27 protein-coding genes, 1 tRNA gene and 1 pseudogene are annotated in these 25,437 nt (G+C 67.9%); 15 read left to right on the forward strand and 14 right to left on the reverse strand.

The genetic code is table 11. The annotated features are described in order from the left end of the window. Positions 1 to 19: 19 nt before the first annotated feature. Positions 20 to 140 (reverse strand): annotated as a pseudogene (locus IGS68_RS35560) (IS6 family transposase); the annotation flags it as partial. A gap of 145 nt (positions 141 to 285) precedes the next feature. Here IGS68_RS35560 and IGS68_RS13800 point away from each other — a divergent pair. After that, positions 286 to 798, forward strand: coding sequence for a peptidase associated/transthyretin-like domain-containing protein (locus tag IGS68_RS13800; RefSeq protein WP_201080866.1), 513 nt, complete (start codon positions 286 to 288; stop codon positions 796 to 798). After that, positions 795 to 1,415 (forward strand): ferric reductase-like transmembrane domain-containing protein, encoded by a 621-nt coding sequence (locus IGS68_RS13805; protein ID WP_201080868.1) that lies wholly within the window; start codon positions 795 to 797, stop codon positions 1,413 to 1,415. Before IGS68_RS13800 ends, IGS68_RS13805 begins: the two co-directional genes overlap by 4 nt. A 149-nt stretch (positions 1,416 to 1,564) precedes the next feature. On the opposite strand, the gene IGS68_RS36315 is transcribed toward IGS68_RS13805, so the two are convergent. The 6 genes from IGS68_RS36315 to gatC form a co-directional block, all read right to left on the reverse strand. After that, positions 1,565 to 1,735 carry a hypothetical protein gene (locus IGS68_RS36315; protein WP_201080870.1) on the reverse strand — a complete coding sequence of 57 codons (171 nt, stop codon included), beginning with the start codon at positions 1,733 to 1,735 and terminating at the stop codon, positions 1,565 to 1,567. 116 nt (positions 1,736 to 1,851) lie between these two features. After that, a tRNA-Ser gene (locus IGS68_RS13815) sits at positions 1,852 to 1,941 on the reverse strand. A 94-nt stretch (positions 1,942 to 2,035) separates the two neighbouring features. Continuing rightward, positions 2,036 to 3,202 carry a trans-sulfuration enzyme family protein gene (locus tag IGS68_RS13820; RefSeq protein ID WP_201080872.1) on the reverse strand — a complete coding sequence of 389 codons (1,167 nt, stop codon included), beginning with the start codon at positions 3,200 to 3,202 and terminating at the stop codon, positions 2,036 to 2,038. Positions 3,203 to 3,284: 82 nt separating this feature from the next. Next, positions 3,285 to 4,757, reverse strand: a complete 1,473-nt coding sequence (gatB, locus tag IGS68_RS13825; RefSeq protein ID WP_201080874.1) for an Asp-tRNA(Asn)/Glu-tRNA(Gln) amidotransferase subunit GatB — start codon at positions 4,755 to 4,757, stop codon at positions 3,285 to 3,287. A gap of 30 nt (positions 4,758 to 4,787) precedes the next feature. Continuing rightward, positions 4,788 to 6,359, reverse strand: coding sequence for an amidase family protein (locus IGS68_RS13830; RefSeq protein ID WP_201080877.1), 1,572 nt, complete (start codon positions 6,357 to 6,359; stop codon positions 4,788 to 4,790). Continuing rightward, positions 6,359 to 6,646: an Asp-tRNA(Asn)/Glu-tRNA(Gln) amidotransferase subunit GatC gene (gene gatC, locus IGS68_RS13835; RefSeq protein ID WP_201080879.1), complete on the reverse strand. Its 288-nt coding sequence runs from the start codon at positions 6,644 to 6,646 to the stop codon at positions 6,359 to 6,361. Before gatC ends, IGS68_RS13830 begins: the two co-directional genes overlap by 1 nt. 118 nt (positions 6,647 to 6,764) lie before the next feature. Between gatC and ruvX the strand changes: the two genes are divergently transcribed. The 3 genes from ruvX (at position 6,765) to IGS68_RS13850 (ending at position 8,646) form a co-directional block, all read left to right on the forward strand. After that, a complete protein-coding gene (ruvX, locus tag IGS68_RS13840) occupies positions 6,765 to 7,340 on the forward strand; it encodes a Holliday junction resolvase RuvX (protein WP_201080881.1) in 576 nt (191 codons plus the stop codon). After that, the gene (locus IGS68_RS13845; RefSeq protein ID WP_201080883.1) at positions 7,341 to 8,264 is read left to right on the forward strand and encodes an AEC family transporter; all 924 of its coding nucleotides are present in this window, start codon (positions 7,341 to 7,343) and stop codon (positions 8,262 to 8,264) included. Between the two features lie 106 nt (positions 8,265 to 8,370). Beyond that, positions 8,371 to 8,646 carry a LysR family transcriptional regulator gene (locus IGS68_RS13850; protein ID WP_201080885.1) on the forward strand — a complete coding sequence of 92 codons (276 nt, stop codon included), beginning with the start codon at positions 8,371 to 8,373 and terminating at the stop codon, positions 8,644 to 8,646. Between the two features lie 27 nt (positions 8,647 to 8,673). Here IGS68_RS13850 and IGS68_RS13855 read toward each other — a convergent pair whose 3' ends face one another. Then, the gene (locus IGS68_RS13855) at positions 8,674 to 8,895 is read right to left on the reverse strand and encodes a DUF1127 domain-containing protein (protein WP_201080887.1); all 222 of its coding nucleotides are present in this window, start codon (positions 8,893 to 8,895) and stop codon (positions 8,674 to 8,676) included. A gap of 163 nt (positions 8,896 to 9,058) precedes the next feature. On the opposite strand from IGS68_RS13855, the gene IGS68_RS13860 reads away from it, so the two are divergent. Both IGS68_RS13860 and IGS68_RS13865 read left to right on the forward strand, forming a co-directional pair. Then, the gene (locus tag IGS68_RS13860; protein ID WP_201080889.1) at positions 9,059 to 10,009 is read left to right on the forward strand and encodes a transcriptional regulator GcvA; all 951 of its coding nucleotides are present in this window, start codon (positions 9,059 to 9,061) and stop codon (positions 10,007 to 10,009) included. A 64-nt stretch (positions 10,010 to 10,073) separates the two neighbouring features. Further along, positions 10,074 to 11,312, forward strand: a complete 1,239-nt coding sequence (locus IGS68_RS13865; protein WP_201080891.1) for a CaiB/BaiF CoA transferase family protein — start codon at positions 10,074 to 10,076, stop codon at positions 11,310 to 11,312. Here IGS68_RS13865 and IGS68_RS13870 read toward each other — a convergent pair whose 3' ends face one another. Both IGS68_RS13870 and IGS68_RS13875 read right to left on the reverse strand, forming a co-directional pair. Then, positions 11,313 to 12,686, reverse strand: a complete 1,374-nt coding sequence (locus IGS68_RS13870; protein ID WP_201080893.1) for a transglycosylase SLT domain-containing protein — start codon at positions 12,684 to 12,686, stop codon at positions 11,313 to 11,315. Positions 12,687 to 12,733: 47 nt separating this feature from the next. Beyond that, the gene (locus IGS68_RS13875) at positions 12,734 to 13,690 is read right to left on the reverse strand and encodes a hypothetical protein (RefSeq protein WP_201080895.1); all 957 of its coding nucleotides are present in this window, start codon (positions 13,688 to 13,690) and stop codon (positions 12,734 to 12,736) included. Positions 13,691 to 13,934: 244 nt separating this feature from the next. Between IGS68_RS13875 and IGS68_RS13880 the strand changes: the two genes are divergently transcribed. From IGS68_RS13880 to IGS68_RS13905, 6 genes are all read left to right on the forward strand, one after another. Continuing rightward, positions 13,935 to 14,303: a DUF6152 family protein gene (locus tag IGS68_RS13880; RefSeq protein ID WP_247881326.1), complete on the forward strand. Its 369-nt coding sequence runs from the start codon at positions 13,935 to 13,937 to the stop codon at positions 14,301 to 14,303. Next, a complete protein-coding gene (locus IGS68_RS13885; protein WP_201080897.1) occupies positions 14,303 to 14,800 on the forward strand; it encodes a hypothetical protein in 498 nt (165 codons plus the stop codon). Before IGS68_RS13880 ends, IGS68_RS13885 begins: the two co-directional genes overlap by 1 nt. A 300-nt stretch (positions 14,801 to 15,100) precedes the next feature. Further along, the gene (locus tag IGS68_RS13890; RefSeq protein WP_201080899.1) at positions 15,101 to 15,805 is read left to right on the forward strand and encodes an aspartate carbamoyltransferase; all 705 of its coding nucleotides are present in this window, start codon (positions 15,101 to 15,103) and stop codon (positions 15,803 to 15,805) included. Then, the gene (locus IGS68_RS13895; protein ID WP_201080901.1) at positions 15,805 to 17,028 is read left to right on the forward strand and encodes a dihydroorotase; all 1,224 of its coding nucleotides are present in this window, start codon (positions 15,805 to 15,807) and stop codon (positions 17,026 to 17,028) included. The genes IGS68_RS13890 and IGS68_RS13895 overlap by 1 nt, the downstream gene beginning before the upstream one ends. A gap of 28 nt (positions 17,029 to 17,056) precedes the next feature. Then, a complete protein-coding gene (plsY, locus tag IGS68_RS13900) occupies positions 17,057 to 17,689 on the forward strand; it encodes a glycerol-3-phosphate 1-O-acyltransferase PlsY (protein ID WP_201080903.1) in 633 nt (210 codons plus the stop codon). A 77-nt stretch (positions 17,690 to 17,766) separates the two neighbouring features. Next, on the forward strand, positions 17,767 to 18,591 hold the full coding sequence (locus tag IGS68_RS13905) for a universal stress protein (protein ID WP_201080905.1): 825 nt from the start codon (positions 17,767 to 17,769) through the stop codon (positions 18,589 to 18,591). A gap of 174 nt (positions 18,592 to 18,765) precedes the next feature. On the opposite strand, the gene IGS68_RS13910 is transcribed toward IGS68_RS13905, so the two are convergent. The 4 genes from IGS68_RS13910 to IGS68_RS13925 form a co-directional block, all read right to left on the reverse strand. Then, positions 18,766 to 20,235: a sodium:proton antiporter gene (locus IGS68_RS13910; RefSeq protein ID WP_247881327.1), complete on the reverse strand. Its 1,470-nt coding sequence runs from the start codon at positions 20,233 to 20,235 to the stop codon at positions 18,766 to 18,768. A gap of 98 nt (positions 20,236 to 20,333) precedes the next feature. Continuing rightward, on the reverse strand, positions 20,334 to 20,738 hold the full coding sequence (locus tag IGS68_RS13915) for a DUF1850 domain-containing protein (protein ID WP_201080909.1): 405 nt from the start codon (positions 20,736 to 20,738) through the stop codon (positions 20,334 to 20,336). 3 nt (positions 20,739 to 20,741) lie between these two features. Further along, positions 20,742 to 22,844 (reverse strand): TRAP transporter permease, encoded by a 2,103-nt coding sequence (locus IGS68_RS13920; protein WP_201080911.1) that lies wholly within the window; start codon positions 22,842 to 22,844, stop codon positions 20,742 to 20,744. A gap of 89 nt (positions 22,845 to 22,933) precedes the next feature. Next, positions 22,934 to 23,902 (reverse strand): TAXI family TRAP transporter solute-binding subunit, encoded by a 969-nt coding sequence (locus tag IGS68_RS13925; RefSeq protein WP_371821895.1) that lies wholly within the window; start codon positions 23,900 to 23,902, stop codon positions 22,934 to 22,936. Positions 23,903 to 24,067: 165 nt separating this feature from the next. Here IGS68_RS13925 and IGS68_RS13930 point away from each other — a divergent pair, with 165 nt between their 5' ends. Continuing rightward, entirely contained in the window at positions 24,068 to 24,793 is a 726-nt protein-coding gene (locus IGS68_RS13930) for an SRPBCC family protein (RefSeq protein WP_201080913.1), read from the forward strand. Between the two features lie 147 nt (positions 24,794 to 24,940). Further along, positions 24,941 to 25,432 carry a (2Fe-2S)-binding protein gene (locus IGS68_RS13935; protein ID WP_201080915.1) on the forward strand — a complete coding sequence of 164 codons (492 nt, stop codon included), beginning with the start codon at positions 24,941 to 24,943 and terminating at the stop codon, positions 25,430 to 25,432. The last annotated feature ends 5 nt before the right edge of the window (positions 25,433 to 25,437 follow it).

Genomic DNA, 25,437 nt, shown 5'->3' on the forward strand with positions numbered 1-25,437 from the left:
TGCCGCCCAGTGCATCGGTCCCGCGCTCGGCCAGCAGATCCTCGACGTCCCGGCAATTCAGCATGAACCGAAGATAGAGCCACACGGCGTGCTGGATGGCGAGGCGGGAACCGGTGGCGGGCGTGCGAGATCGGCTGCATACCGGCAGGCTATCCTCGTCACTGGCGGAACGCCGCCATTGCCGTGAAATGCCCGACGCCTGCTTCACCCTGCGCCTGGTTCACCTACATAAGGTTTTTGGACGAGGAGGCGTACGCGCCATCCATGACGAGAGGAGACATCGGAATGAACTCCGCCCCGCAGACGCGCCGGACCTTGCTCATGGCCGGGACATCCGCCGCTGGAGTGATGCTTGCGACTGGCGTCTCGGGCCTTTTCGCGCCTGCCCGGGCGCAGGGCCTCGCGCCGACGCCGACGATGCAGGGCGGCGCCAACAACTACCTGCCCGGTGCTCCCGTCGTGGAGCGCATCGGCCGCGGCGGTTTCTTGATGACGGGTACGGTGCGGCGTGCAGGCGACGGTGCCCCACTCGAGGGCGTGCGGATCCAGGTCTGGGCGCATACGACCGAGGGGCATGAGCGCGACCCGGAAAGCCATGGGGCCACGCTGACAGATGCCGACGGCGTGTTCCGGATGGAAATGCCGCAGATCGTACCGGCCTTCGGCCAGCCCCACGGACATCTCGCCTATGACGCGGAATTCGACGGCAAGCGGTTCGAGACCGTCTTTCTGCGCCCGGTGATGCGCAGCGCACGTGAGACGAGCCTGAGCGCGCACTTCGTCCTGCGGCCGGCGTGACCCGTTTGCCGTCCTTTCGCGCGATCCTGATCTGGACTGTCCTCGCGGCCGCCCTGGTCGTGCCGATCGCAGTGGCGGTGACGAGTCCGCTGCTCGCATGGCGCCAGCCGGTCTACATCGTGGCCGGCCTCGCGGGGGTGGTGGCACTCGCGCTTCTCCTCCTGCAGCCATTACTGGCGGCGGGATACCTGCCGGGGCTGCGTGCGGGACACGGGCGCCGAGCGCATGCCTGGATCGGGAGCGGGCTCACGGCGGCGGTCGGCATCCATGTCGCGGGCCTGTGGCTGACGAGCCCGCCGGACGTCATCGACGCCCTCCTCTTCCGCTCGCCGACGCCTTTCTCCGCCTGGGGCGTGATCGCGATGTGGGCGGTGTTCGCCGCCGCGCTCCTGGCCGCGCTGCGGCGGCGGTTGCGCGTCAGGCAGAAGGTTTGGCGTCTGATCCACACGACCCTAGCGATGGTCGTCGTCCTTGGCAGCGTAATCCACGCTCTATTGATCGAGGGGACCATGGGGATGATGTCGAAATCTGTTCTTTGCGCCCTGGTGGTAGCGGCTGTCGTCAAGGCAATCTTCGATACGCGGTCCCAACTCCTGCCGGCGCGCAGAAAGGCTTGAGCGGGCACGGCATCATCAAGTTGCGGACGGGCTGGGTTTCCTGAACGGTGCAAGCCGGTTGTAGCGCGGCCATGACGAGTCTGAACCGCGCCAGGTTTGTCGGTGGCCTGAAACGAGACTTGGCGCCGGTCAGGGCCGGACTGCCTCCGTCATTGAGCAGCGGCCCGGCGGAAGGTCAGATCCGCCCGCTCGAAACGATCGAGCTTACCATGTGCGGTTGGGCCGGCTTCGACCTGTTGCGCCATCGGGTTCTGGACGCCGCATGAAATCGGAGAAAGCACGATGCGGAAGTTCACCGGTATGTGAGACGGCACATCCACGCTCGGCTCCCCCCGATCGACCGGGCTGACGGATGGGCCACATCCGTGGTACGCATGCCCTGGTGAGACGGCACCCGCAGGCCGCGGACTGCCTGGGTTTCCCGGTGCGGGGAAAGTGGCGGATAGGGTGGGATTCGAACCCACGGTGAGGTTTCCCCCACGCAGCTTTAGCAAAGCTGTGCCTTCAGCCTCTCGGCCACCTATCCGGCGCGGCGCTCTGTATAGCGAGCGGGGCTTTGTTCGGCAAGCCCCTATCGTGCGCGCGTCATTACCTTTTTACCGCCGCCTCACCGTGGCGCCTCAGGCCGCCGGACGGCTCTTCTCGATCGCCTGGATCAGGTCGCGGATCAGGTCCTCGGCATCCTCGATGCCGACCGACAGGCGCAGCAGGTCGTTCGGAACCGGCGTGTCAGCCCCCTCGATGCTGGCGCGGTGCTCGATCAGGCTCTCGACCCCGCCCAGCGACGTGGCGCGGGTGAAGACCTCGGTGCTGGCGGCGACCGCGACCGCGGCGGCGGCACCGCCGCTCATGCGGATCGACAGCATGCCGCCGAACCCGTCGGTCATCTGGCGGCGGGCGATGTCGTGCTGGGGGTGGCTCTGGAGGCCCGGATACAGCACCTCCGAGACGCCGGGATGCCCCTCGAAGTACCGCGCGATGTCCAGCGCGTTGGCCGACGCGGTGCGCACGCGCGGATACAGGGTTCGCATGCCGCGCAGCAGCAGCCAGCTCTCGAACGGGCCGAGCACGGCGCCCAGGCCCTTGCGGACACCCTTGATCCGGTTCCAATGGTCGTCGGCGGCGGCGGTGACCAGCGCGCCGGCGATCACGTCGCTGTGCCCGTTCAGGTACTTGGTGCCGGCATGCATCACATAGTCGGCGCCGAACGCCAGCGGGCGGGTGATCACCGGGCTGGCCGAAGTGCTGTCCACGGCCAGCCGCGCCCCGGCGGCGTGGGCGATGTCCGACGCCGCCTGGATGTCGGTCACGTCCCACATCGGGTTGCTTGGCGATTCGATCCAGACCAGCGCCGTCCTGCCCGGCCGGACGGTTTGCGCCAGGGCGTCCATGTCGGCGCTCGGCACGAACTCGACGTCCAGCCCCCAAGGCTTGGCGAAGTCGATCAGCCAGTTGCGGAGCGACCAGTACATCACGCTGGGCGCCACCACATGGTCACCCGGCTTCAGGGCCATGAACAGCGCCGTCGCCGCCGCCATGCCGGAGGAGAAGACCAGAGCCCCCTGCCCGCCTTCCAGCCGGTTCAGCAGCGCCTCGACCTGGTCGTAAGTCGGGTTGTCGGCACGGCTGTAGACGCGCCCGTGGGTGTCGTAGCTGTTGTCGGGGTCCCGCAGATAGGTGGTGCTGGGATGGATCGGCGGCACGATCGCGCCGGTGTTCGGGTCGATCCAGCCCAGGGCGTTGGCGGCAAGGGTTTCGGGGTTCAGGCTGTCGGGCTTGCCGGCCATCGCGGGGAACTCCTGGTTTTCTCTGGGTATAGGGAAAAAGCGGAATGCCGGGCCCGGAGGCCCGGCATTCCGTCGTGCCGCGTCAGCCGTTCAGTTTCCTGGTCAGGATCTCGTTGACCATGGCCGGGTTCGCCTTGCCCTGGGTCTGCTTCATGACTTGGCCGACGAAGAAGCCGAACAGCTTCTCCTTGCCGCCCTTGTACTCGGCGACCTTGTCCGGGTTGGCCGCCAGGACGCCGTCGATCGCGCTGTCGATGGCGCCCGTGTCGGTCACCTGCCGCAGGCCCTTCTCCTCGACGATCACGGCCGCCGGCTTGCCGGTCGCGACCATCTCGGCGAACACATCCTTGGCGATGCGGCCGCTGATCGTGTCGTCGGAGATCAGGTCGATCAGGCCGCCCAGGTTCTCGGCGGAGACCGGCGACTGCTCGATCCCCTTGCCCTGCTTGTTCAGTGCGCCGAACAGCTCGCCCATGGTCCAGTTGGCGGACAGCTTCGGATCGCGCCCCTTGGCGACGGTCTCGTAGAAGTCGGCGCTCGCCCGTTCCGCGACCAGCACGCCGGCATCATAGTTCGACAGCTTGTAGTCGCTGATGAAGCGGGCCTTCTTGTCGTCGGGCAGTTCCGGGAGGGTCGCCTTGATCGCGTCCACCCATGACTGCTCCAGCTCCAGCGGCAGCAGGTCGGGATCGGGGAAGTAGCGGTAGTCGTGCGCCTCCTCCTTGCTGCGCATCGACCGGGTCACGAACTTGGTCGTGTCCCACAGCCGCGTCTCCTGAACGATCGTCCCGCCGCCCTCGATCACCTCGATCTGGCGCTGAACCTCGTAGTCGATCGCCATCTGGACGTAGCGGATCGAGTTGACGTTCTTCGTCTCGGTCCTCGTGCCGTAGGGCTCGCCCGGACGCCGCACCGACACGTTGACGTCGCAGCGCATGGAGCCTTCCTCCATGTTGCCGTCGCAGGTGCCGAGATAGCGCAGGATCGCCCGCAGCTTCCGGACATAGGCCGCGGCCTCCTCCGAGGTGCGCATGTCCGGCTCCGAGACGATCTCCATCAGCGCCACGCCGGACCGGTTGAGGTCGACATAGGTCCGGCTCGGATGCAGGTCGTGGACGCTCTTGCCGGCGTCCATCTCCAGGTGGAGGCGGGTGACGCCGACGGTGCGGCTGGTCCCGTCCGGCATGTCCAGCACGATCTCGCCCTTGCCGACGATCGGCTGCTGGAACTGGCTGATCTGGTAGCCCGAGGGCAAGTCGGCGTAGAAGTAGTTCTTGCGGTCGAACACCGAGAACAGGTTGATCTGCGCTTTCAGGCCGAGGCCCGTGCGGACCGCCTGCTCGACGCAGTGCTCGTTGATGACGGGCAGCATGCCGGGGAACGCGGCATCGACGAAGCTCACCTGCGTATTCGGTTCGGCACCGAAAAGGGTCGAGGCTCCCGAGAACAGTTTCGCGTTCGAAATGACCTGGGCATGGACTTCCAGCCCGATCACCACTTCCCAGTCGCCGGTCTCGCCCTTGATCAGATTAGTCCCGTTGATCACACTGGTCATTACACAACTTCCTCAGGATCAGGGTCGGCGTCAGCCGCGGGCGGCGACGAAGGGCGGCAGGGCGTCGAAGCCGGCGGCGTTCTCCAGCACGCCGGCCACCCGCAGCACGGTCGCCTCGTCGAACGGGCGGCCGAGGATCTGCAGGCCCAGCGGCAAGCCGTCCGATGCCAGGCCCGCCGGCACCGAGATACCGGGCAGCCCCGCCAGCGACGCCGGCACCGTGAACACGTCGTTCAGGTACATGGCGATCGGGTCGTCCATCTTCTCGCCGATGGCGAACGCGGTGCTGGGCGCCGTCGGCGTCAGGATCACGTCGCACCGCTCGTAGGCCTGCTCGAAGTCCTGCGCGATCCGGGTCCGGACCTGCTGCGCCTTGCGGTAATAGGCGTCGTAGTATCCCGCCGACAGCACGTAGGTGCCGATCATGATGCGGCGCTTGACCTCCGCCCCAAAACCCTCGGCGCGGGTGTTCTCGTACATGTCCTTCAGGTCCTTGCCCTCGACCCGCAGCCCGAAGCGGACGCCGTCGTAACGCGCCAGGTTGGACGAGCACTCGGCCGGCGCCACGATGTAATATGTGGCCAGCGCGTACTTGGTGTGCGGCAGGCTGATCTCGACCGGCTCGGCGCCGGCCGCCTTCAGCCAGTCGATGCCCTGCTGCCACAGCTTCTCGATCTCGGCGGGCATGCCGTCGACCCGGTATTCCTTGGGGATGCCCACCTTGAGGCCGCGGATGTCGCCGGTCAGCGCCGCGCGGAAGTCCGGCACCGGCATGTCCACGCTGGTCGAGTCCCTGGGATCGAACCCGCACATGGAGCCCAGCATCAGCGCCGCGTCCTCGACCGTGCGGGTCATCGGGCCGGCCTGGTCGAGCGACGACGCGAAGGCGACGATGCCCCAGCGCGAGCAGCGGCCGTAGGTCGGCTTGATGCCGACGATGCCGACGAACGAGGCCGGCTGGCGGATCGAGCCGCCGGTGTCGGTCCCGGTCGCGGCCATGGCGCAGCGCGCCGCCACCGCGGCGGCCGAACCGCCCGACGATCCGCCGGGCACCAGCTTGCGGGTCCACTGCCATTCCTGCACCGGGCGCGGCTGGCGCACGGCGGCGGTCAGCTCTGACAGGAAGCCGCCCTCCTCCGCCAAGTCGCGCTGCACCAGGGTGCCCTGGCTCCAGGGGCTGACGACGGGGCCGAAATGGCTGGTCACGTTGGACGAGCCCATGGCGAACTCGTCCAGGTTGACCTTGCCCAGCATCACCGCTCCGTCCCGCCACAGGTTGGCGGTGACGGTGGATTCATAGGGCGGCTTGAAGCCTTCCAGGATATGGCTGCCGGCGGTGGTCTGGAAACCTTCCGTGCAGAACAGGTCCTTGACCGCGATCGGCAGGCCGTTCATCGGGCCGGCCTCGCCCTTGGCGCGCCGGGCGTCGGCCCGCTCGGCCATGGCGATCGCCTGGTCCGGAGTCTCGGTGATGAAGGCGTTCAGGGGGCGCGACGCCTCGACGGCGCGGACATGCGCCTCGGTCAGCTCGACGCTGGTGAACTCGCCCTTGGCCATCCCGGCCAGGGCTTCGGTCATGGTCAGCTTTGTCAGATCCGTCATCACTCGACAACCTTCGGCACGACGAAGAAGCCCTCGGCACTGTCCGGGGCGTTGAGCAGCACGGCGTCGCGGATGCCGCCGTCGGTGACGGCGTCGGGGCGGCGGCGCAGCTTGTGGGGTGCCACGCTGGTCATCGGTTGCACGCCGACGGTATCGACCTCGTTCAATTGCTCGACGAAGTTCAGGATGTTGCTGAGTTCGCCGGCCAGGTGGTCCTGGTCGGCCTCGGGCACCTTGATGCGGGCCAAGTGGGCGATCTTCGCCACGGTGGCCTTATCGAGCGACATGGGGTAAGTCTCTCCGTCCGCGAACGCCTCGTGCCGGAGCACTGCCCCGGCCGACGGCAGAAATGGAAATTTTCCGGCAGTGTGCCTTTATGACTGTGTGCCGAAAGTAACACCCGATATGGCGATCCGCAAGCTCACGGACCTTCTCGACGTCATACCCCGCGGCAGGCGGCTGCTGGGGCTCGACCTGGGCACAAAGACCATCGGCATGGCGATCTCCGACCCCGGATTCTCCGTCGCGTCGCCGATCGGCACGATCAAGCGCACCAAGTTCACGGTGGACGCGCGCGAGCTGGCCCGCATCATCAAGGACCGGGAGGTCGGCGCCGTCGTGATCGGGCTGCCGGTCAACATGGACGGCAGCGAGGGGCCCTCGGCCGAGCGCGCCCGGCAGTTCGGCGCCAGCATGCTGGAGCACAGGGACATCCTGGGCGGCGAGCAGGAGATCGCGTTCTGGGACGAGCGGCTGTCCACCAGCGCGGTCCAGCGCATGATGATCGACGCCGACATGACCCGGAAGCGCCGCGCCGAGGTCGTGGACAAGATGGCCGCCGCCTACATCCTCCAGGGCGCCCTGGACGCGCTCGCGGGGATGCGCGCGGCGGCGCGGCTGGCCGAGGAGGAACGGCTCGAACAGGAACGCTTCGACCGGGAAAGCGGCGGGGATGAAGGGATCGAAGACGGCAATTCCTGAATGTCCCAGCTCTTCATCGTCTTCACCGCCCTCACGCCGATCTTCCTCCTGATCCTGCTGGGATACGTGCTGCGCCGGCGCCGCTTCGTCCCGGACGAAGCCTGGGTGCCGGTCGAGAAGCTCACCTATTACATCTTCTTCCCGCTCCTGCTGCTCGACAACCTTTCCAAGGCCAGCCTGGGCGACCTCGCGGTGGTCCCCATGGGACTGGCGCTGGTCTCGGCGATCCTCACCGCGACCCTGCTGCTGCTTCTGCTGCGCAGGCACCTCAATCCCGACGGCCCCGCCTTCACCTCCGTCTTCCAGGGATCGGTCAGGCCGAACACCTTCGTCGGGCTGGCGGCCGCCGCGGCGCTGTTCGGCAAGCCCGGCGTGACGCTGTTCGCGATCGGTTTGGCGACGGTCGTGCCGCTGGTGAACGTGCTGTGCGTGATCGTCCTGTCCCGCTACGGCTCCGGGAACGGCAGCTCGATCCGAGCGGTCGCCCTGGGAATCCTGCGCAACCCGATCATCATCGGCGTGGCGGCCGGAGCGGCGCTCAACCTCAGCGGCGTCGGCCGGCCGCCCCTGATCGGCCCCGTCTTCCAGATCCTGGGCGACGCCGCCCTGCCGCTCGGGCTGCTGGCGGTCGGCGCCGGCCTGGACCTCGCGGCGGCGCGTTCCGCCGGAGGGGCCGTGCTCCAGTCGTCGCTGACGAAACTGCTGGTCGTGCCGGGGCTGACGGCGCTGTACGGCGCCGTCTTCGGCGTCCACGGCCTGACCCTGACGGTGGCCGTGCTGTTCAACAGCCTGCCGGCCGCCGCGTCGGCCTATGTGCTGGCACGGCAGATGGGCGGCGACGCCCGCCTGATGGCCGGAACGATCACCCTCCAGACGGTGCTGGCCCTGCCGTCCATTCCGCTCGCATTGCTGCTGTTCGGATGAAACCTCAGTCCCTCCCGGACTGTTTCAACGCTGAACGCATCATTCGGAGCGGAATGGATCGGGGGTGGTACAGAGGTTGGACTTCGAAACGCATCAGAGCCGGCATTTGCCACCGCTCAGCGCCGTACGGGCGTTCGAGGCGGCGGGACGTCATGGCAGCTTCACGGGCGCGGCGCAGGAATTGAAAGTGACCCCGGCGGCGATCAGCCACCATGTCAAGATGCTCGAAAGCTGGCTTGGAGTCGTCCTGTTCCGCCGCTTCGCCCGGGGCCTGGAGCTGACCGACGACGGGCGCCGCTACCTGCCGCGCCTGACCAGCGCGCTGGACGAGATCGCCTCGGTGACCGGCGATCTCATGGGCGAACGGGCCGACCGCGACTGAGCCCGACCGTCGTCCGCCGGACGACCGTCAGGGCCGCCAGAACGGCTTGACCACTTCCTGTTCCAGATCGGCGCGGGACAGGCCGATATCGCGCAGAAGGTGATCGTCCATCTCGCCGAGGCGGTGGCGCTGCCGTGCCCGGTCCTGCCATTCCAGCACGGTATCGAAGACAGTCACCAGGAGGCGATTGAAGCTTTTCAGGCTTATGTCCGCACCGAGCGGAGCGGACTTCCGAATGCCGACGGTCATCTTGGCTCTCCTTATGCGAAAGCGGGCCGAAGCGGCTCCGGCTCCGGCGGTCATCATCGAGAAACATCATCGTGATGCGCCGATATTTGCGCGACCCGGTTCTTGCGCGCAAACGACGCTTTCTCATAAAGTGGATTAGCAAAACTAATCACCGAACCGGACCATGGGCCGCCGCCTGCCACCGCTGAACGCCATCCGCGCCTTCGAGGCCGCCGCGCGCCATCTCAGCTTCACCCGCGCGGCGGAGGAACTGAACGTGACGCAGGCCGCCATCAGCCACCAGATCAAGGGGCTGGAGGACGTGCTGGGCGTGCCGCTGTTCCGGCGGCTGAACCGGGCACTGGTGCTGACCGAGGCCGGCCAGGGCTACCTGCCGCCGCTGCGCGAAGCGCTGGACCAGATCGCCGACGCGACCGCCAAGCTCAGGGCCGCCGACGGCGGAGGCTCGCTCACCATCAGCACCATCGCCTCCTTCGCCGCCAAGTGGCTCGTCCCGCGGCTGCCGCGTTTCCAGGAGCAGCATCCCCATCTGGACGTCCTGCTGTCCACGACTCCGCAGATGGTCGACTTCACCCAGCAGGACGTGGACGCGGCGATCCGGTTCGGGCGCGGCGGCTGGGAAGGGGTGCGGGCGGAGAAGCTGCTGACCGAGGACATCTTCCCGGTTTGCTCGCCCGCCCTGCTCGAAGGCCCCAAACGCCTGCGCACGCCGGAAGACCTGGCCGGGTTCACCCTGCTGCACGACGACTTCCTGATCGGCTGGACCATGTGGCTCCAGTCGGCCGGAGTGCGCGGCGTGGACGCGGCGCGCGGCCCCCGCTTCACGGATTCGGCATTGGTGCTCCAGGCGGCGGTGGCCGGCCACGGCATCGCGCTGGCGCGCCGGGTGCTGGCGGCCGACGATTTGGACGCCGGCCGGCTGGTGGCACCGTTCGGCATCACTCTGCCGACCGAGCTGGCCTATTACTTCGTGGCGCCTCCCCGCTACTTCGACCGGCCCAAGGTGGCGGCCTTCTATGAATGGGTGTGCGGCGAGGCCCGCGAGTACAGGAAGGCGGAGGAACGCGCGGGCGCGGCGGCCGCGCTTGTCAACGCCGCCGGCCAGTCCCTATAACCGGACGGCGACCCGCCGCTCGCCTGTCCCAGGGTTTCCCTTTCCGCTTCCGGATGCACCGTCCATGATATCGACCGCCCGCCCCGCCCCTTCCGGCCCGCTCGCCGGGCTGAAGGTCTTCGACATGAGCCGCGTCCTGGCGGGTCCCAGCGCCACCCAGGTGCTGGGCGACCTCGGCGCCGACGTGGTCAAGGTGGAGCGGCCGGGCCAGGGCGACGACACCCGGAAATGGGGCCCTCCCTATGTGCGCGACGCGGACGGCAATGACACGACCGAGAGCGCCTACTACCTGTCGGCCAACCGGAACAAGCGGTCGATCACCCTGGACTTCACCAAGCCGGAGGGGCAGGCCCTGGCCCGCCGGATGATCGCCCGAAGCGACATCCTGCTGGAGAACTACAAGGTCGGGACGCTGAGCCGCTACAATCTCGGCTACGACCAGCTCAAGGACGAGTTCCCCGGGCTGATCTACTGCTCGGTCACCGGCTTCGGGCAGACCGGCCCCTACGCCCCTCGGGCGGGCTATGATTTCCTGGTCCAGGCCATGGGCGGGATCATGAGCGTGACCGGGGAGCCGGACGGCGACCCGCAGAAGCTGGGCGTCGGCATCGCCGACCTGATGACCGGGATGTACGGCCTCGTCGCGATCCTGGCGGCCCTGCACCACCGCACCCGGACCGGCAAGGGCCAGCATGTCGACATGGCGCTGCTGGACACCCAGGTCGCCTGGCTGTCCTATGCCGGCCAGTATTACCTGACCAGCGGCGAGGCGCCTCCGCGCATGGGCAACGCGCACCCGACGATCGTTCCCTACGAAGCCTTCCCGGCCTCCGACGGCTACATCATCCTGGGCGTCGGCAACGACGGGCAGTATGCCCGGTTCTGCCAGTTCGCCGGCCGGCCGGAATTGGCGACCGACCCGCGCTTCGCCACGAACGAGCTTCGCGTGCGCAACCGGCACGACCTGATACCGGTCCTGCGCCAGCTGATCTCGTCCATGCCGCGGGACCACTGGCTGAAGGGCCTGGAGCCCCTGGGCGTGCCGTGCAGCCCGATCAACCGGATCGACCAAGTGTTCGACGACCCGCAGGTCAGGGAACGGGGCATGGAGATCACCCTGCCCCATCCGCTGACGCCCGAACCGATCCACCTGCTCGCCAGCCCGATGCGGTTCTCCGACACGCCGGTCGACTACCGCCACGCCCCGCCGACGCTGGGCCAGCACACCGGCGAGGTGTTCGGCGACTGGCTCGGGCTGGACGAGGCCGAGATCCGGCGCCTGAGGGAAGCCGGCATCGTCTGATCACCGCGTCTCCGCATCGGTGTCCTCGACGGTCCGGGCCGCAAGCTGCGCATCCGCGGCGGCCCGGTCCCAGTCAAGATAGCGCCGGCGGGCCTCGGTCACCTTCACGAGATAGCGCCGGGTCTCCTCGAAGGGCAGTTGCTCGCTCAGATGGTCGAACACCTCCTCCGGCGGGAGCCGGTTGATCAGGGGAGCGGCCCGGCCGATGTTCGTCGTGCCGTTGAAAGCCCGGGCCACGTTGCCAGCGCCCGTGTTGTAGGCGGCGATGGCTGCGTAGAGACGGCTTTCCGGATGATCGACGTCCCTCAGGTAACGGGTGTCGAGCAGCTTCAGGTAGGCGGTGCCGAGCCTGACGTTGGTGTCGACGTCATAAAGCGACTCGGGGATCAGCATGGGAGCCGACTCGCCGTTGACGAACCGGTGGGCGTCCAGTCCGCCGCTGGTCGGCACCAGCTGCATCAGGCCGAAGGCCGGGATGTGGGAGCGGGCGCGCGGATTGAAGGCGCTTTCCGTCTCCATCACCGCGAGGATCAGCGAAGGTGGCATGGCGAATTCGCCGGCTTCCCGGAAGACCGCCTCGGCGTACCGCTCGGCCAGCTTCGCGTAGGCCCCTTCCGTGAAAGGAACCCGATAGCTCAGCATGGTGCGCTCCCGGCCGTCCTCGCCGACGACCACGGTCCTCGTCACCGTTGCGGACGACAGGCGCCCGGCGGTGTCGGCCGGAAGAATGCCGGCCAGCACCGCCTGCGCGCCGACCGGCGCCGTGCCGGCCTCCGCCCAGTCCGGAGGCAGGGGCATGCCCTGCTCCTCCATCCTGCCCATCGCCTCCTTCATGACGCGGTCGCGTCCCGGCAGGTCGGCCGGAGTGTCGGTCAGGGCCATGTCCACGACCTTGCGGAGGCGCTCGATTCCCGCCGCCTCGCCCGATTCCGGATCGCCCTCCGGCTCGACCAGGACCTGCGCCAGGAACTCCCCGTGCTCGAAGTCCGAGACGCCTCGGCTCAGCCAGCCGTCGTCATAGAAGACCCATTCCTTGCGCGACGGAAGGAGAGCGTTCTCATGGCCCCAGAAGGAGGCGCATTTCTCCCACATCTCCTTGTGCGTCTCGCCGACCGCCTTCGCCAGCATGGTCATGGCCTGCCGTTCCGCCGCCGCGGGCCCCAGGAACACCGGCGGCGCCGTGGCGGTGATGGGATAGGCGACCCGGGCCACGGGAAGCGCCCGGGCTCCGACGGCGACGTGCGGCTTCGCGGACTCACCTTCGCCGCCGACGAGGCTGGTGACGCAGCCGGTGAGAAGGACCGCCGCCATGCAGGCCGCGGCGACGGGTGCCGCACGGCGCGCGGCCTGGTCGGGACCATGGTTCCTGGACATCGTCGTTTCCTCCGTCGGATGGCCGCCCCGCGGGGCGGCGTTCTCCCTCACTCCGCCGCGCAGGCGCTCATCCGGGTGCGGCCCAGTTCCGCGCGCAGGTCCGCCACCTCGGCACGGAGCTGCTCGACGATCCCGTTCAGGTCGGCGGTCGAGGTCCGGACCGACGGGTCGCGCCCGCGGAGCTGGGCGAATCCGTCTAGGATCAATGTGCGGTGGACATACAGGACGTAGCCCAACTCGCCGCCGGTCCGATAGGCGGCCGCAGCCTCGGCGCGGCGGCGTACCGCCAGCCATAGTCCGGCGCCGACATAAAGCGCGATGAGCAGGACCACGGCGGACATCATCGCCGTGATCACGAACCCCAGCGTGGCCAGGGTCTGCCGGAGCGGGCCGAACCAGCCGGCCGCCGTATCGACCAGGGTGCCCACAGGTTCGGCGAGCTTCTTCACCTCGCCGACCGCCTTGCCGATCTCGCCTTGCGCCGCCTGGACGGCACGGCCGATCGGGCCGCCCGGACCCAGCGGGGCGAAGGCTTCGCGCAACGGACCGATCGGGATGGTGACGGGCCGGTCGGGGATGCGGATGGCCGGAAGCGTCTCGTTGAGCAGCTTTCCCGTTTCCACGTCTATCTTGGCGAAGCCTGATCCGAACGATACCGTGCGGGACGGTACCTGGATCTGGCGGGCGCCGGCATAGCCCAACTGCCCCGCGTCGATCCGCAGATCCTGGATGCTTCCCAGCTTCACGAAAACCCCGTCGATCTGACCGTTCAGCCGGTCAAGGGTATCGGCCATCCCGCCATAGGTCCGGCCGATCGCTTCAAGCCTCGGCACGATCTCTGTGTTCACGGTCTCGACGACTGTCTCGATCCTTTCACGCGTCGCCTGCCCGGCATCGAATACCAGCTTGCCGGCGAACACCACGCCGCCCAGGATCACGGCGGGGGGCGCCAGGGCCAGCATCAGCAACGAAAGCCCCTTGAGCCTCACGGTCATGTTGCGCATGTCATCGCCTCCTCTGTTTCGAGGAGCGAACCAAAGCATAAGAGAAACACTGGATTCAGTGAAACGCCTCACAATGTTCTAGAGTAATTAAAGGCAGTAAGATTCTCTATACTGCTTTTCCCTCTGATGAATATATTATCGAAAGTGGTATTCGAGAGTCTGCTGGAAATGCCGAAAAAGTCGCTCCCGTCCGCTGTCGAGCCCTATATCAAGCGCATCGACAGTCCTGCACCGGGAGCTCCCGATGATCCTTCCGAACTCACGCAAGACGCTGGCCGCCGCGGCGGTCCTGGGCACCCTGGCCGTTACGCCGACCGCCATGGCGCACCATGGCTGGGGCAGCTACGACAGCACGGCGCCGACGACCCTGGACGGCACCGTCCAGTCCGTGTCGTTCGCCAATCCCCACGCTTCGATCCAACTCGAATCCCAGGGCAAGACCTGGTTCATCGTGCTGGCACCGCCGTCCCGCATGACCACCCGGGGGCTGCCGGACGGGACCTTGCGCCAGGGACAGACGGTCAGCCTCGACGGCTATATCCACAGGAGCGACCCGACCGAACTGCGGGCGGAGCGGATCCGGGTCGACGGCAAGTCGGTCGAGCTGCGCTGATGGAGCATGCCGGCACCGGGCCTGGTTGGGCACTCGCGCTGGAGCATTCCGCGCTGGGCGAGGCGCTCCGGCAGGCCCTCTGGCTCTATCCCGCCGCCAATGTCCTGCATGTGCTGGCGGTCGTCGCCATGGTCGGCAGCATCTTCGCCTTCGACCTGCGGATCATGGGCATGGCGCGGTCGCTGCCCGTGGCGGCGCTGGGGCGGCTTCTGCTGCCGATCGCCGCAGGCGGGTTCGCGGTGGCGATCGTGACCGGCTTTCTGCTGTTCACCGCCGACGCCACGGCCGTCTGGAACAACCCTGTCTTCGTCTACAAGCTGGGCCTGATCGGCTTGGGCCTCGCCAACATCGTGGCTTTTCACCTGATACCCTGGCGCAGGGTGGAGACTTGGAACGCTGAAGTCCGGGCACCCGGCCTTGCCGTCGCGGGCGCCTTCGTGTCGGCCGGCGTCTGGGCGAGCACCGCGACCCTGGGGCGGCTGATCGCCTATTTCTAGAACTGTACCTGATCAGGTCAATCCGCCCGAGACAGCTGATCCGATGCGTTGCGCCACGGACGCAACCTACGATCGCCGGTCCGCATCAGCTTCGGCCTGCATCGAGCCGTAGGTTGCGCCCATGGCGCAACACGATGGGGCGAGTGGAACGGCCGGCTGCAAGGACCGGAGCGGTTCAACCTGATCGGGAACTCTCTAGGTGATTGCAGGGCGGGAACCGCGTCCTTATAGTCCCGCCCCATCATGACCATCCCGCCGCGCGTTCCCGGTCGCCCCCGTCATCTGCTGGCTCTGCAAGGCATGTCGGCCGCGGAACTGTCAATCCTGCTCGACCGTGCCGACGATCCGCCGACGGATCGGCCGCTCGCCGGGCGCCGCGTCGGCGGCCTGCTTCCGGCGGACGCTGCGACCCTCCGGGCGGCATTCGAGACGGCGGTGCTTCGCCTCGGTGCCGAGCCTTCCGAGGATGCCTCTGACTGCGCGGCGGCGCTCGTGCGGGATTCACGGCCCGGCGGCGCCGCGTGGGTCGCGAATCGCGCTCCCTGCCCGATCGTCAACGCGGGCGACGGCGGCCACGAGGATCCCATCGGGGCGCTGGCAGACGCCGTGGCGATGCGCCGCCGCTTCGGCGACCTGCGGGGCCGGGTGGTGGCGCTCGCGGGCGATATCCTGCACCATGGCGCGGCATTCTCCTCGATCCACATGCTGAACGCGCTGGGCGCCTTCGTCCGCGTGGTCGCACCGCCGACCCTGCTGCCGCCGGACATCGACCGGCTGGGCGCGGAAGTCCACCACGTCCCGGCCGAGGGTCTGCGCGGGGCCGACGCGGTGGTCCGCTACCCGCTCGACGTCCGGCGCTCGCTCGGGACCCTCGTTCCGTCGCAGCGGGAATTCGACGAGACCTTCGGTGTCGATGCCGGGAGCTCCCTGATCGAAGCCGATCAGGCGACCCTCGCCTCCGTGATCGCCGCCTGCCTCGACCATGTCACCCGCGAGGTCGCGTGATGGCACCGCGCATGGCGTACCGGAACGCAAGGCTGCTGGACCCGGCCACCGGCCTCGATGCCATGGGAACCTTGCTGACCGAGGGCGGGACGATCGCGGACTTCGGCCCCGGCCTGTTCGCCGACGGCGTGCCGGATGGGATCGGGGTGACCGATCTCGGCGGCCAGTGCCTGGCGCCGGGCCTGATCGACATGCGGGTGACAGCCGGCGGCCGGGAAGAGGCGACCCCCGAGGCGGCCGCCGCCGGCGGCGTCACCGCCATGGTATGCCTGCCGCCGGGTGCGGATGAAACAGCATCGCCCGTCCGGGTCTATCGCTATGGCCGCGCCTCCGACGGCGCGCGCGGCCTTGCCGAGATGGCGCTTGCCGCCCGGTCCGGCGCCCTGGCCTTCACGGACGGGGAAGCCGCGATCGCCGACGCGGCCGTCATGCTGCGCGTGCTGCGCTATGCGGGCGCCCTGGGGCGCCCGGTCGTCCAGCACCCGGAGGAACCCAGCCTCGCGGATGGCGGGCAGATGAATGCCGGCGAGGTGGCGACCCGCATGGGCCTGCCCGGCATCCCGGCCCAGGCCGAGGTCATCCTGATCGAACGCGACCTGCGTCTGGTCGAGCTGACGGGGACCCGCTACCACGCCGCCCATGTCTCGACCGGGGCGGCGGTGGAGGTGATCCGCGACGCCAAGCGCCGCGGCCTGCCGGTCACCTGCGACACGGCGCCGGCCTATTTCGCCCTGACCGAAACCGACGTGATCGGCTACCGGACCGCCGCCAAGCTGTCGCCGCCGCTCCGTGGGGAAATGGACCGCCGCGCCATCGTGGAAGGCCTCGCGGACGGCACGATCGATGCCGTCGTCAGCGACCACAGGCCCCAGCCGGCCGACCGCAAGGACGTCCCCTTCGCGGACGCCGCCTGCGGCATCGTCGGCCTGGAAACCCTGCTGCCGCTGGTGCTGGAACTGGTCCATAACGGCAAGCTGCCGCTGTCGCGGGCCCTGGCCGCCCTGACCTGCAATCCGGCCGACCTGCTGGGCCTGCCGCTCGGCCGGCTCGCCCAGGGGCGCGCCGCCGACCTCACCGTCTTCGATCCCGACCGGCTGTGGCGGGTCGACGTCGCCCGCTTCCGAAGCCGTTCCCGCAATTCGCCGTTCGACCGCCGTCCCGTCACCGGCCGCGCCACCCGCACCGTCGTCGGCGGCGCCACCGTCTTCAACCTGGACGCATGATCCCCTCGATCCACCGGAATTCAGCAGCATGCCCGATCCGATAAGCTGGGGTTTCTCCTGGCCCTACCTGCTCGCCGCCGCCGTCGCGGGATATCTCCTGGGGTCGATCCCGTTCGGCCTGGTGCTGTCCCGGATTGCCGGCTATGGCGACATCCGGAAGATCGGCTCCGGCAATATTGGCGCCACCAACGTCCTGCGCACCGGCAACAAGCCGCTCGCCGCCCTGACCCTGGTCCTGGACAGCGGCAAGGGCGCCTTCGCCGTGCTGGTCGCCAGCCGGTTCGGTCCCGACGCCGCCGTGCTGGCGGGAGCCGGATCGATGCTCGGGCACACTTTTCCGGTGTGGCTCGGCTTCAACGGCGGCAAGGGCGTGGCGACCGCCCTCGGCGTGCTGCTGGCGGTCTCCTGGCCGGTCGGGGTTATCGCCTGCCTGACCTGGCTGCTGGTCGCCTTCGCGCTCCGCTACTCGTCCCTGTCCGCGCTGGTGGCGCTGGGCATCAGCCCGCTGACCGGCTGGTACTTCGCGGGACCGCAGGTCGGACAGCTCTGCGCCTTCATCGCGGTGCTGGTCTATATCCGCCATCATGCCAACATCCGCCGCCTGCTCAAGGGCGAGGAGCCCAGGATCGGGTCGAAGAAGAAGGCGGAATCCGCATCCTGACAAGCGAACGTTGCCACCTCGCGGCACGGGGCGCTATCGTTACCGTCGCAAACGACTCCGGGGAGAAGCGTCCAGCCATGCCGATCAAATCCATCCTGCTTCACATGGCCAACGACGAGCAGCACGCCGACCGCCTGCACCGCGGGATCGAGCTGGCCAAGCGCTTCGATGCTTATCTGGAGATCCTGTACATCGCGACTCCGGTCACGATGCCGGCCGGGATCACCGGCCGGGGCGCATCCTACGCCTACCTCGCCGAGGCGACGGCCATCGCCCACGAGAAGGCGGAGGAGATCGAGCACGAGGTCCGGAACCATTGCGCCGACGTGACCTACTCCTTCCGGGTCGAGGAGGGCGACCACGTGGCCCTGCTGGCCCGGCGGACCCCGTTCGTCGATCTTGCCGTGGTCAGCCAGTCGCACCCCGCGAACCTGGAGGACCGCGTCCGGCTCCAGATCCCCGACCAGCTTCCGATGCAGGCCGTCTGTCCGACGATCATCCTGCCGTGGGAGCGGCGGGTGCCGACTTCCGGCAAGCACACGCTGATCGCCTGGAAGAACACGCGCGAGGCGGGACGCGCCGTTCGCGACGCGATCCCCTTCCTGTCCGATGCCGAGGCCGTGACCGTCCTGACCATCGAGCGGCCTGGCAAGCCGGACCCGTCAGGCCAGGAGATCTGCGAATACCTGGTCAAGCACGGCGTCAATGTCGGCTTGCGCAACAACATCAACGACAACGACGCGAGCGTCGGCGAGATCATCCTTCAGGTCGCGCAGGAACTGGACTGCGACGCTTTGGTGATGGGCGCCTACGGCCATTCCCGCCTGCGAGAGCTGATCATCGGCGGCGTCACCCGGCACATACTGGGCCACATGGACCTGCCCGTCCTGATGTCCCACTGACGGCGGGAAGAGGGCACTGATCAAGCGTGAAAAACGACGGTTGGCGCCGGCGAGGGATAGCGGGGTCAGACCACCATTTCCCCTGATGATTGAAATTCTGGAGAGTTGGTGGGAAATGGTGGTCTGACCCCGCTATCCCGGTTCCGGCCAGCTCGGCGATTTATCCCACGCCCCCTACAGGAAGAACACCACCGTCGTCAGCAGGAACAGCGGGATCAGGATCAACCCGGACCAGGCGATGTAGCCGAAGAAGCTGGGCATGTTGACCCCGCGCTCCTCCGCGATCGCCTTGACCATGAAGTTGGGCGCGTTGCCGATATAGGTGTTTGCGCCCATGAACACCGCGCCGGCCGAGATCGCCAGCAGCGTGTTCGGAACGTCGTGCATCAGGTGCATCGGGTCGCCGCCGGCCGTGTTGAAGAACACCAGGTATGTCGGCGCATTGTCCAGGAAGCTCGACAGGATGCCGGTCGCCCAGAAATACATGTAGTTGATCGGCTGCCCGTCCGGCGTGGTGACGGCCGAGACGATCCCGCTGAGCGCGCCGTCGGTTCCGGCGCGCAGGATCGCGATGGCCGGGATGATGGTCAGGAAGATGCCGGCGAACAGCTTGGCGACCTCCAGGATCGGGAACCAGCTGAAGGCGTTGAGCCGCCGGCTCTCGTTGCTGGTGAGCCTGAGCGAGAGCAGCGCGATGCCGACCAGCAGGACGTCCCGCGCGACGTTCTGGATATCCACATGCACATGATATACCTCGAAGCCGATGCCCGGCTTCCACACGCCGCTGAGCAGCACCGCGGCGACCACGCCGCCCAGCAGCAGGATGTTGATCCCGCCCTCGATCCCCAGCTTCTCGGCGTCCCGGGGCTTCTCCTTCCGGGGCGGTTCCCTGGTGTAGAGGAAGCTGTCCATGGCGAAGAAGATCGCCAGCAGCACCGCGGAGACCAGCGCCATGGGCAGCAGCATGTGCCGCGTCGTCCAGAAGAAATCGACGCCCTTCAGGAAGCCCAGGAACAGCGGCGGGTCGCCCAGGGGCGTCAGCGATCCGCCGATGTTGGCGACCAGGAAGATGAAGAAGACGACCACGTGCACCTTGTGGCGCCGCCCGTCGTTGGCCTTCAGCAGCGGGCGGATCAGCAGCATGGCGGCCCCGGTCGTGCCCATCCAGCTCGCGATCACGGTGCCGAGAAACAGTATGCCGGTGTTGACCAACGGCGTGCCGGTCAGGCTTCCGGTCACCCGGACCCCGCCGGCCACGGTGAACAGGGCCAGCAGCAGCACGATGAACGGGACGTATTCCAGCAGGACGGTATGAAGGACCTCGTAAAGGGCGAGGTCAAATCCATATGTCAGGGCGAACGGGACCAGGAAGGACAGTGCCCAGAAGGCCGATATCTTGCCGAAATGATGGTGCCAGATGTTCGGCGCCAGCAGCGGGAACAGCGCGATGGAGAGCAGGATCCCCGCGAACGGCAGGACCCAGATCAGCCCGAGCGCGGCTCCTTCCAGATGGGGGGCGCCGCCATGCTCCCCCACCGCCTCGGCCGCCGCCAGGAGCCCGGGGAAGGTGAGCACGAGGCAGGAGATGATCAGCGCAACGAGGGCGCCGGGCGCACCCACGATGCGGCGGAGGGGTGCTGTCACGTCGCGTTCCATGAATCTCGGCAATTTTCGACAAGCCACTCGGTAAGGCGGCGGAGTATGCCGCCGGATAAGGGACAAGCCAAGCTGAAAGCCTGCCCTTATCCGGCCGGGCAGGCGAAAAGCGTCAGGGGCCGGTCCGCGACCCCGGTTATGACGGCCAGGTCGCGGCAGCCTTCCGCGGAACAGATTCGGTAGTCGGCGGTGAAGCCGGAATTGGCGAGGTCGAGGCGATCGAGCGGCGGAACTCCGGGCCGATAGACCCAGGAGCCGTCGACCAGCTTCGCACCCTCCGGCACCTCCATCCCGGCGCCGCTGCCGCGCACGCGCGCCTCCTCAATGAGGAGGCGCCCGTCCGAGATCCGCCAGTCCTCCCGCCACTCGATCCTCTCGACCGAGTGGGTCCATCCCAGGGAGAAGGCTTCGACCGGAAGGCGCGCCAGCGGCGCGCCCGCGGCCGAGGCGCCGGCCAGGGCGATGCACAGGGCGGTCACGGGAGCCGGCATCGATCAGACGGTCCGGTCAACCCGCCGCCCTTCCGCGGCCTTGCGCGTCCGCCACCAGTGGAACGCGACGAAGGCGGCGGACAGGGCAAGCCCGAGCTCGTCGGTGATCGGCAGGGCCACCACCAGCAGGAAAGCAGCCGCCGTCGCCCAGATCCGTTCCAGCACGTTCAGCCTGGCCCGCAGATAGCCGATCGACGCGGCTCCCCACAGCCCTATCGAGATCAGCGCCTTGACGACGATGTAGACGGTGGCGATCGGATCGTCGGTCTGGAGCATCAGGGCCGGCGCATAGACCGCCATGAACGGCACGACGAAGCCGGCGATGGCGATCCGCATGCATTGCAGGCCGATCTGCAAACCGCCGGCCCGCGCGATCGGGGCGGCGGCGAAGGCCGCCAGCGCCACCGGCGGGGTCAGGTCGGCCATGATGCCGAAATAGAACACGAACATGTGGCTGACGATCAGCGGCACCCCCAGGTCGAGCAGCGCCGGTCCCACCAGCGAGCTGGTGATGATGTAGTTGGGGATGGTCGGTATGCCCATGCCCAGCACCAGGCAGGTCAGCATGGTCAGCACGAGGCTGAGGAACAGGCTGCCCTCGCCCACCGACACGATCACGCGGACGAAGTTCGACCCCAGCCCTGTCAGGGTCATGGTGCCGATGATCACGCCGACCAGCGCGCAGGCGACGCCGACGCTCAGCGCGTTGCGGGCACCTTCGGCCAGGCTCTCGACGGAAAGCTTCAGGGTTTCACGCCCGCCGCGGGTAACCACGTTCACCGCGATCAGCGCCAGGATCAGCAGGTAGACCGCCGTGATGCCGTACTGGAAGAAGGCGGATGCCGCGAATCCGAGCACGATCCAGAACACCACGCGAAGCGCCAGCGGTCCCAGCAGCGACGCGACCGACGTTCCCAGGATGATCAGGGCCGTCAGCCCCAGCCCCACGGTGCCCGCGAACAGCGGCGTATATCCCGAGAACAGCAGGTACACCAGGACCGCCAGCGGCAGCACCAGGTACCATTTCTCGCGGATCGCCGCCAGGGGGCTCGGGCATTCCTCCTTCGGCAACCCCATCAGGCTCAGGCGCCCGGCCTCCAGGTGGACCATCCAGAGCACGGTCGCGAAATAGAGGATCGCCGGGATGATCGCCGCCTTGACGATCTCCACGTAGGGCACGTTGATCGTCTCGGCCATGATGAAGGCGACGGCGCCCATGACCGGCGGCATGATCTGGCCGCCCATGCTGGCCGTCGCCTCGACCGCGCCGGCGAAGGCCGGGCGATAGCCGAAACGCTTCATCAGCGGAATGGTGAACTGTCCCGTCGTCACCACGTTGGCGACGCCGGAGCCGTTGATCGTCCCCATCAGCGCCGACGACACCACGGCCACCTTCGCGGGCCCGCCGCGCTGGTGGCCCACGGTCCCCATGGCGACGTCGGTGAACAGGCTGATCATCCCGGCGCGTTCCAGGAAGCTGCCGAACAGGATGAACAGGAAGATGTAGGTGGAGGAGACGAAGATCGGCGTGCCGTAGATGCCCTCGGTGCCGAGGAACATCTGGTCGATCACCTGGTCGAAGCCGTATCCGCGATGGTCCAGCGGGGCCGGCAGGTACTCGCCGAACAGCGCGTACGCCAGGAAGAGGCCGCAGACGATCGGCAGGGCGATGCCCATGATGCGCCGCGCCGCCTCGAACACCAGCGCGATGCCGATGAACCCGATGACGATGTCCGTCGTGCTGGGATCGCCGGCCCGCAGCAGCAGGTCGTTCTCGAAATACCAGTGGTAGAGCCCGATGGCGAAACCCAGGACGCCGATCGCCCAGTCGCTCCAGAACGCGCCGCCGCGTCCCCGCCGGAGCGAGGCGCACAGGGCGAAGGTCAGCAGCAGCAGGAAGCCGACGTGCAGCGACCGCACCACGAGGCTGGACAGCGGCGTGTAGGATGCGGTGTAGACCTGGAACAGGGAGAAGACCACCGCGATGGCGAAGATCACCTTGCCGGTGGACGTAGACCGGTCGGTCGGCCCGGCATGCAGCGGACTGGAAGTCTCCGCCGGACCGCGGCCGGGCTGAAGGATCTCGGCTTCGGTATTGGCCGCCATGCGGCTTTACCTCCGGAAGGCGTCGGGAAGGAGCGGGACGGACGCCGTCCCCGGGGCAGGCCCGGGAACGGCGGTCGGTTTCGGCATCGTCACTTCAGGATGCCGGCTTCGCGGAAGTACTTCTCGGCACCGGCATGCAGCGGGATCGGCATGCCCTTGACGCCCTCCTCCGCCTTGATGTCCTTGGCCGTCGCGTGGGACGAGGCCAGCGCGCCCAGGTTCTCGTACATCGACTTGGTCATCTGGTAGACGAGGTCGTCGCTGACGCCGGTATGGGTCACCAGGAAGTTGACCACGGCGGCCGTCGGGACGGGCTCGGTCTGGCCGTCATAGGTGCCGGCCGGGATGGTCTCCGCCACGTAGACAGGGTTGCCCACGCCGGCGACGACGTCGGCCGGGATCGGCACGATGGTGATCGGATTGGTCGCCGCCAAGTCGCGGATCGAGGCGACGCCGAGGCCGGCAGACTGGAGAGTGGCGTCGATCTGGCGGTTCTTGACCAACTCGACCGACTCGGCGAAAGGCAGGTACTCGACCTTGCCGAAGTCCTCGTACGTCATCCCGGCGGCCTTGAAGATGGCCCGGGCGTTCAGCTCGGTGCCGGAGCGCGGCGCCCCGACCGAGACCCGCTTTCCCTTCAGGTCCTGCAGCGTCTTGATCCCGCTGTCGCCGCGGGCGACGATCTGGATGTAGTTCGGATATATGGCGGCCATGCCGCGGATCTTGGAGAGCTTGCTCTTGAAGCCGGCCTCCTCGTCGCCTTCCCACGCCGCGGCGACGGAATCACCGAGCGAGAAGCCCACCTCGCCCCTGCCCTGCTGGAGCAGGTTGAGGTTCTCGACCGACGCCTTGGTCGATTGGACGGACGTGCGGGCGTCGGCGATGTTGTCGGCATAGATCTTCGAGAGCGCCACGCCGAGCGGGTAATAGACGCCGCTGGTGCCCCCCGTCAGGACGTTGACGAACTCGGCGGCTCTCGCTCCGCCCGTTCCCGGTGCGGCCACGCCGACCGCCATGAATGCTGCCGTCGCGGCGGCAAGGAGCATCCTCTTCATCATCAACCTCCCGGACTTATGGATTTTTCTCATGCGCAATTGCGAGGGTAATCGCCGCAGGGGCGATTTGCCACATAGAACAACAACACGCAACGGTGCTTGTCCGCCGCCCACCTGCGGATTACCGTCCCTCGGCCCAGCTTTTGGCGCGACGCGAGGAACGACATCATGGACATGACCGGAGAATACAGAATCTCCGCACCCCGTTCGCGGGTATGGGAAGCGCTCAACGATCCCGAGATCCTGAAGCAGTGCATCCCCGGCTGCGAGGAGATCCAGAAGCAGTCCGACACCGAGATGACCGCCAAGGTGACCGCCAAGGTCGGCCCGGTGAAGGCGAAGTTCGCGGGAAAGGTGACGCTCAGCGACATCGATCCGCCCAACGGCTACACCATCACCGGCGAGGGCAGCGGCGGGGCCGCCGGCTTCGGCAAGGGCGGGGCCCAGGTCAACCTCGCCGACGCCGGTGCCGACACGGTGCTGACATACACCGCCCATGCCCAGGTCGGCGGCAAGCTGGCCCAGATCGGCTCCCGGCTGATCGACGGCACGGCGCGCAAGATGGCCGACGACTTCTTCGCCAAGTTCACCGAAGTCGTCGGCCGCCCGGCGGACGCGCCGGCCGCGGAACCGGCGGTGATCGACGCGTCCAGGGCCGAAGCCTCCCCCGCCGTGGAGTCCCCTGCGGCCTCCGCTTCCCCCGCGGTCGAGGACACGATGGTGCAGCCGGCCGCCGCCCTGAGCAGCGAGACGGCAGCCGTCCCGCCGCCGGCACCCGCCCGGACCGAAGCTCCGGCACTCGCCACGGTCGAGCAGAGCCGCGGCCTGCAGCCGATGATCTGGATTCCGCTGGTCATCATCCTGGTCGGCGCCCTTCTCTGGGCCTTCACCTGATCGCCCGCCGCCGGGATCGCTTGACCTGCCCATGCCCCTCTCATAGCCTGTCATGCGGAATTGTTGCCGGTGGAACAAGGCAGTGGAACAAGCTGCCGCCCGGCAGACGGAGCTATCGTCGGGTCGGCCAACAAGGGGGAGAGACTCATGCCAACCGTTTCCTTGCAGGTTAACGGCAAGTCCGTATCGCGCGAGGTCGAGGGACGCACGCTGCTGGTGCAGCTTCTGCGCGACCATCTCGGGCTGACCGGCACCCATGTCGGCTGCGACACCAGCCAGTGCGGCGCCTGCGTCGTCCATGTGGACGGAAAGTCGGTCAAGAGCTGCACCATGCTGGCGGTCCAGGCCGAAGGGACCACGGTCACCTCGATCGAGGGCCTGGCGGCGGCCGACGGCACGCTGCACCCGATGCAGGCGGCGTTCCGCGAGCACCACGGCCTGCAGTGCGGCTTCTGCACGCCCGGCATGGTGATGAGCGCCGTGGACCTGGCGCAGACCCACGGCCGGCTGGACGAGAAGACCGTCCGCGAGGGGCTGGAGGGCAACATCTGCCGCTGCACCGGGTACCACAACATCGTCAAGGCCGTGCTGGCGGGGGCGGAGGCGATGCGCGCCGACGTGCCCAAGGCCGCCGAGTAAGCGGC

It is taken from the genome of Skermanella sp. TT6 (assembly GCF_016653635.2).
GTDB classification, from domain to species: domain Bacteria; phylum Pseudomonadota; class Alphaproteobacteria; order Azospirillales; family Azospirillaceae; genus Skermanella; species Skermanella cutis.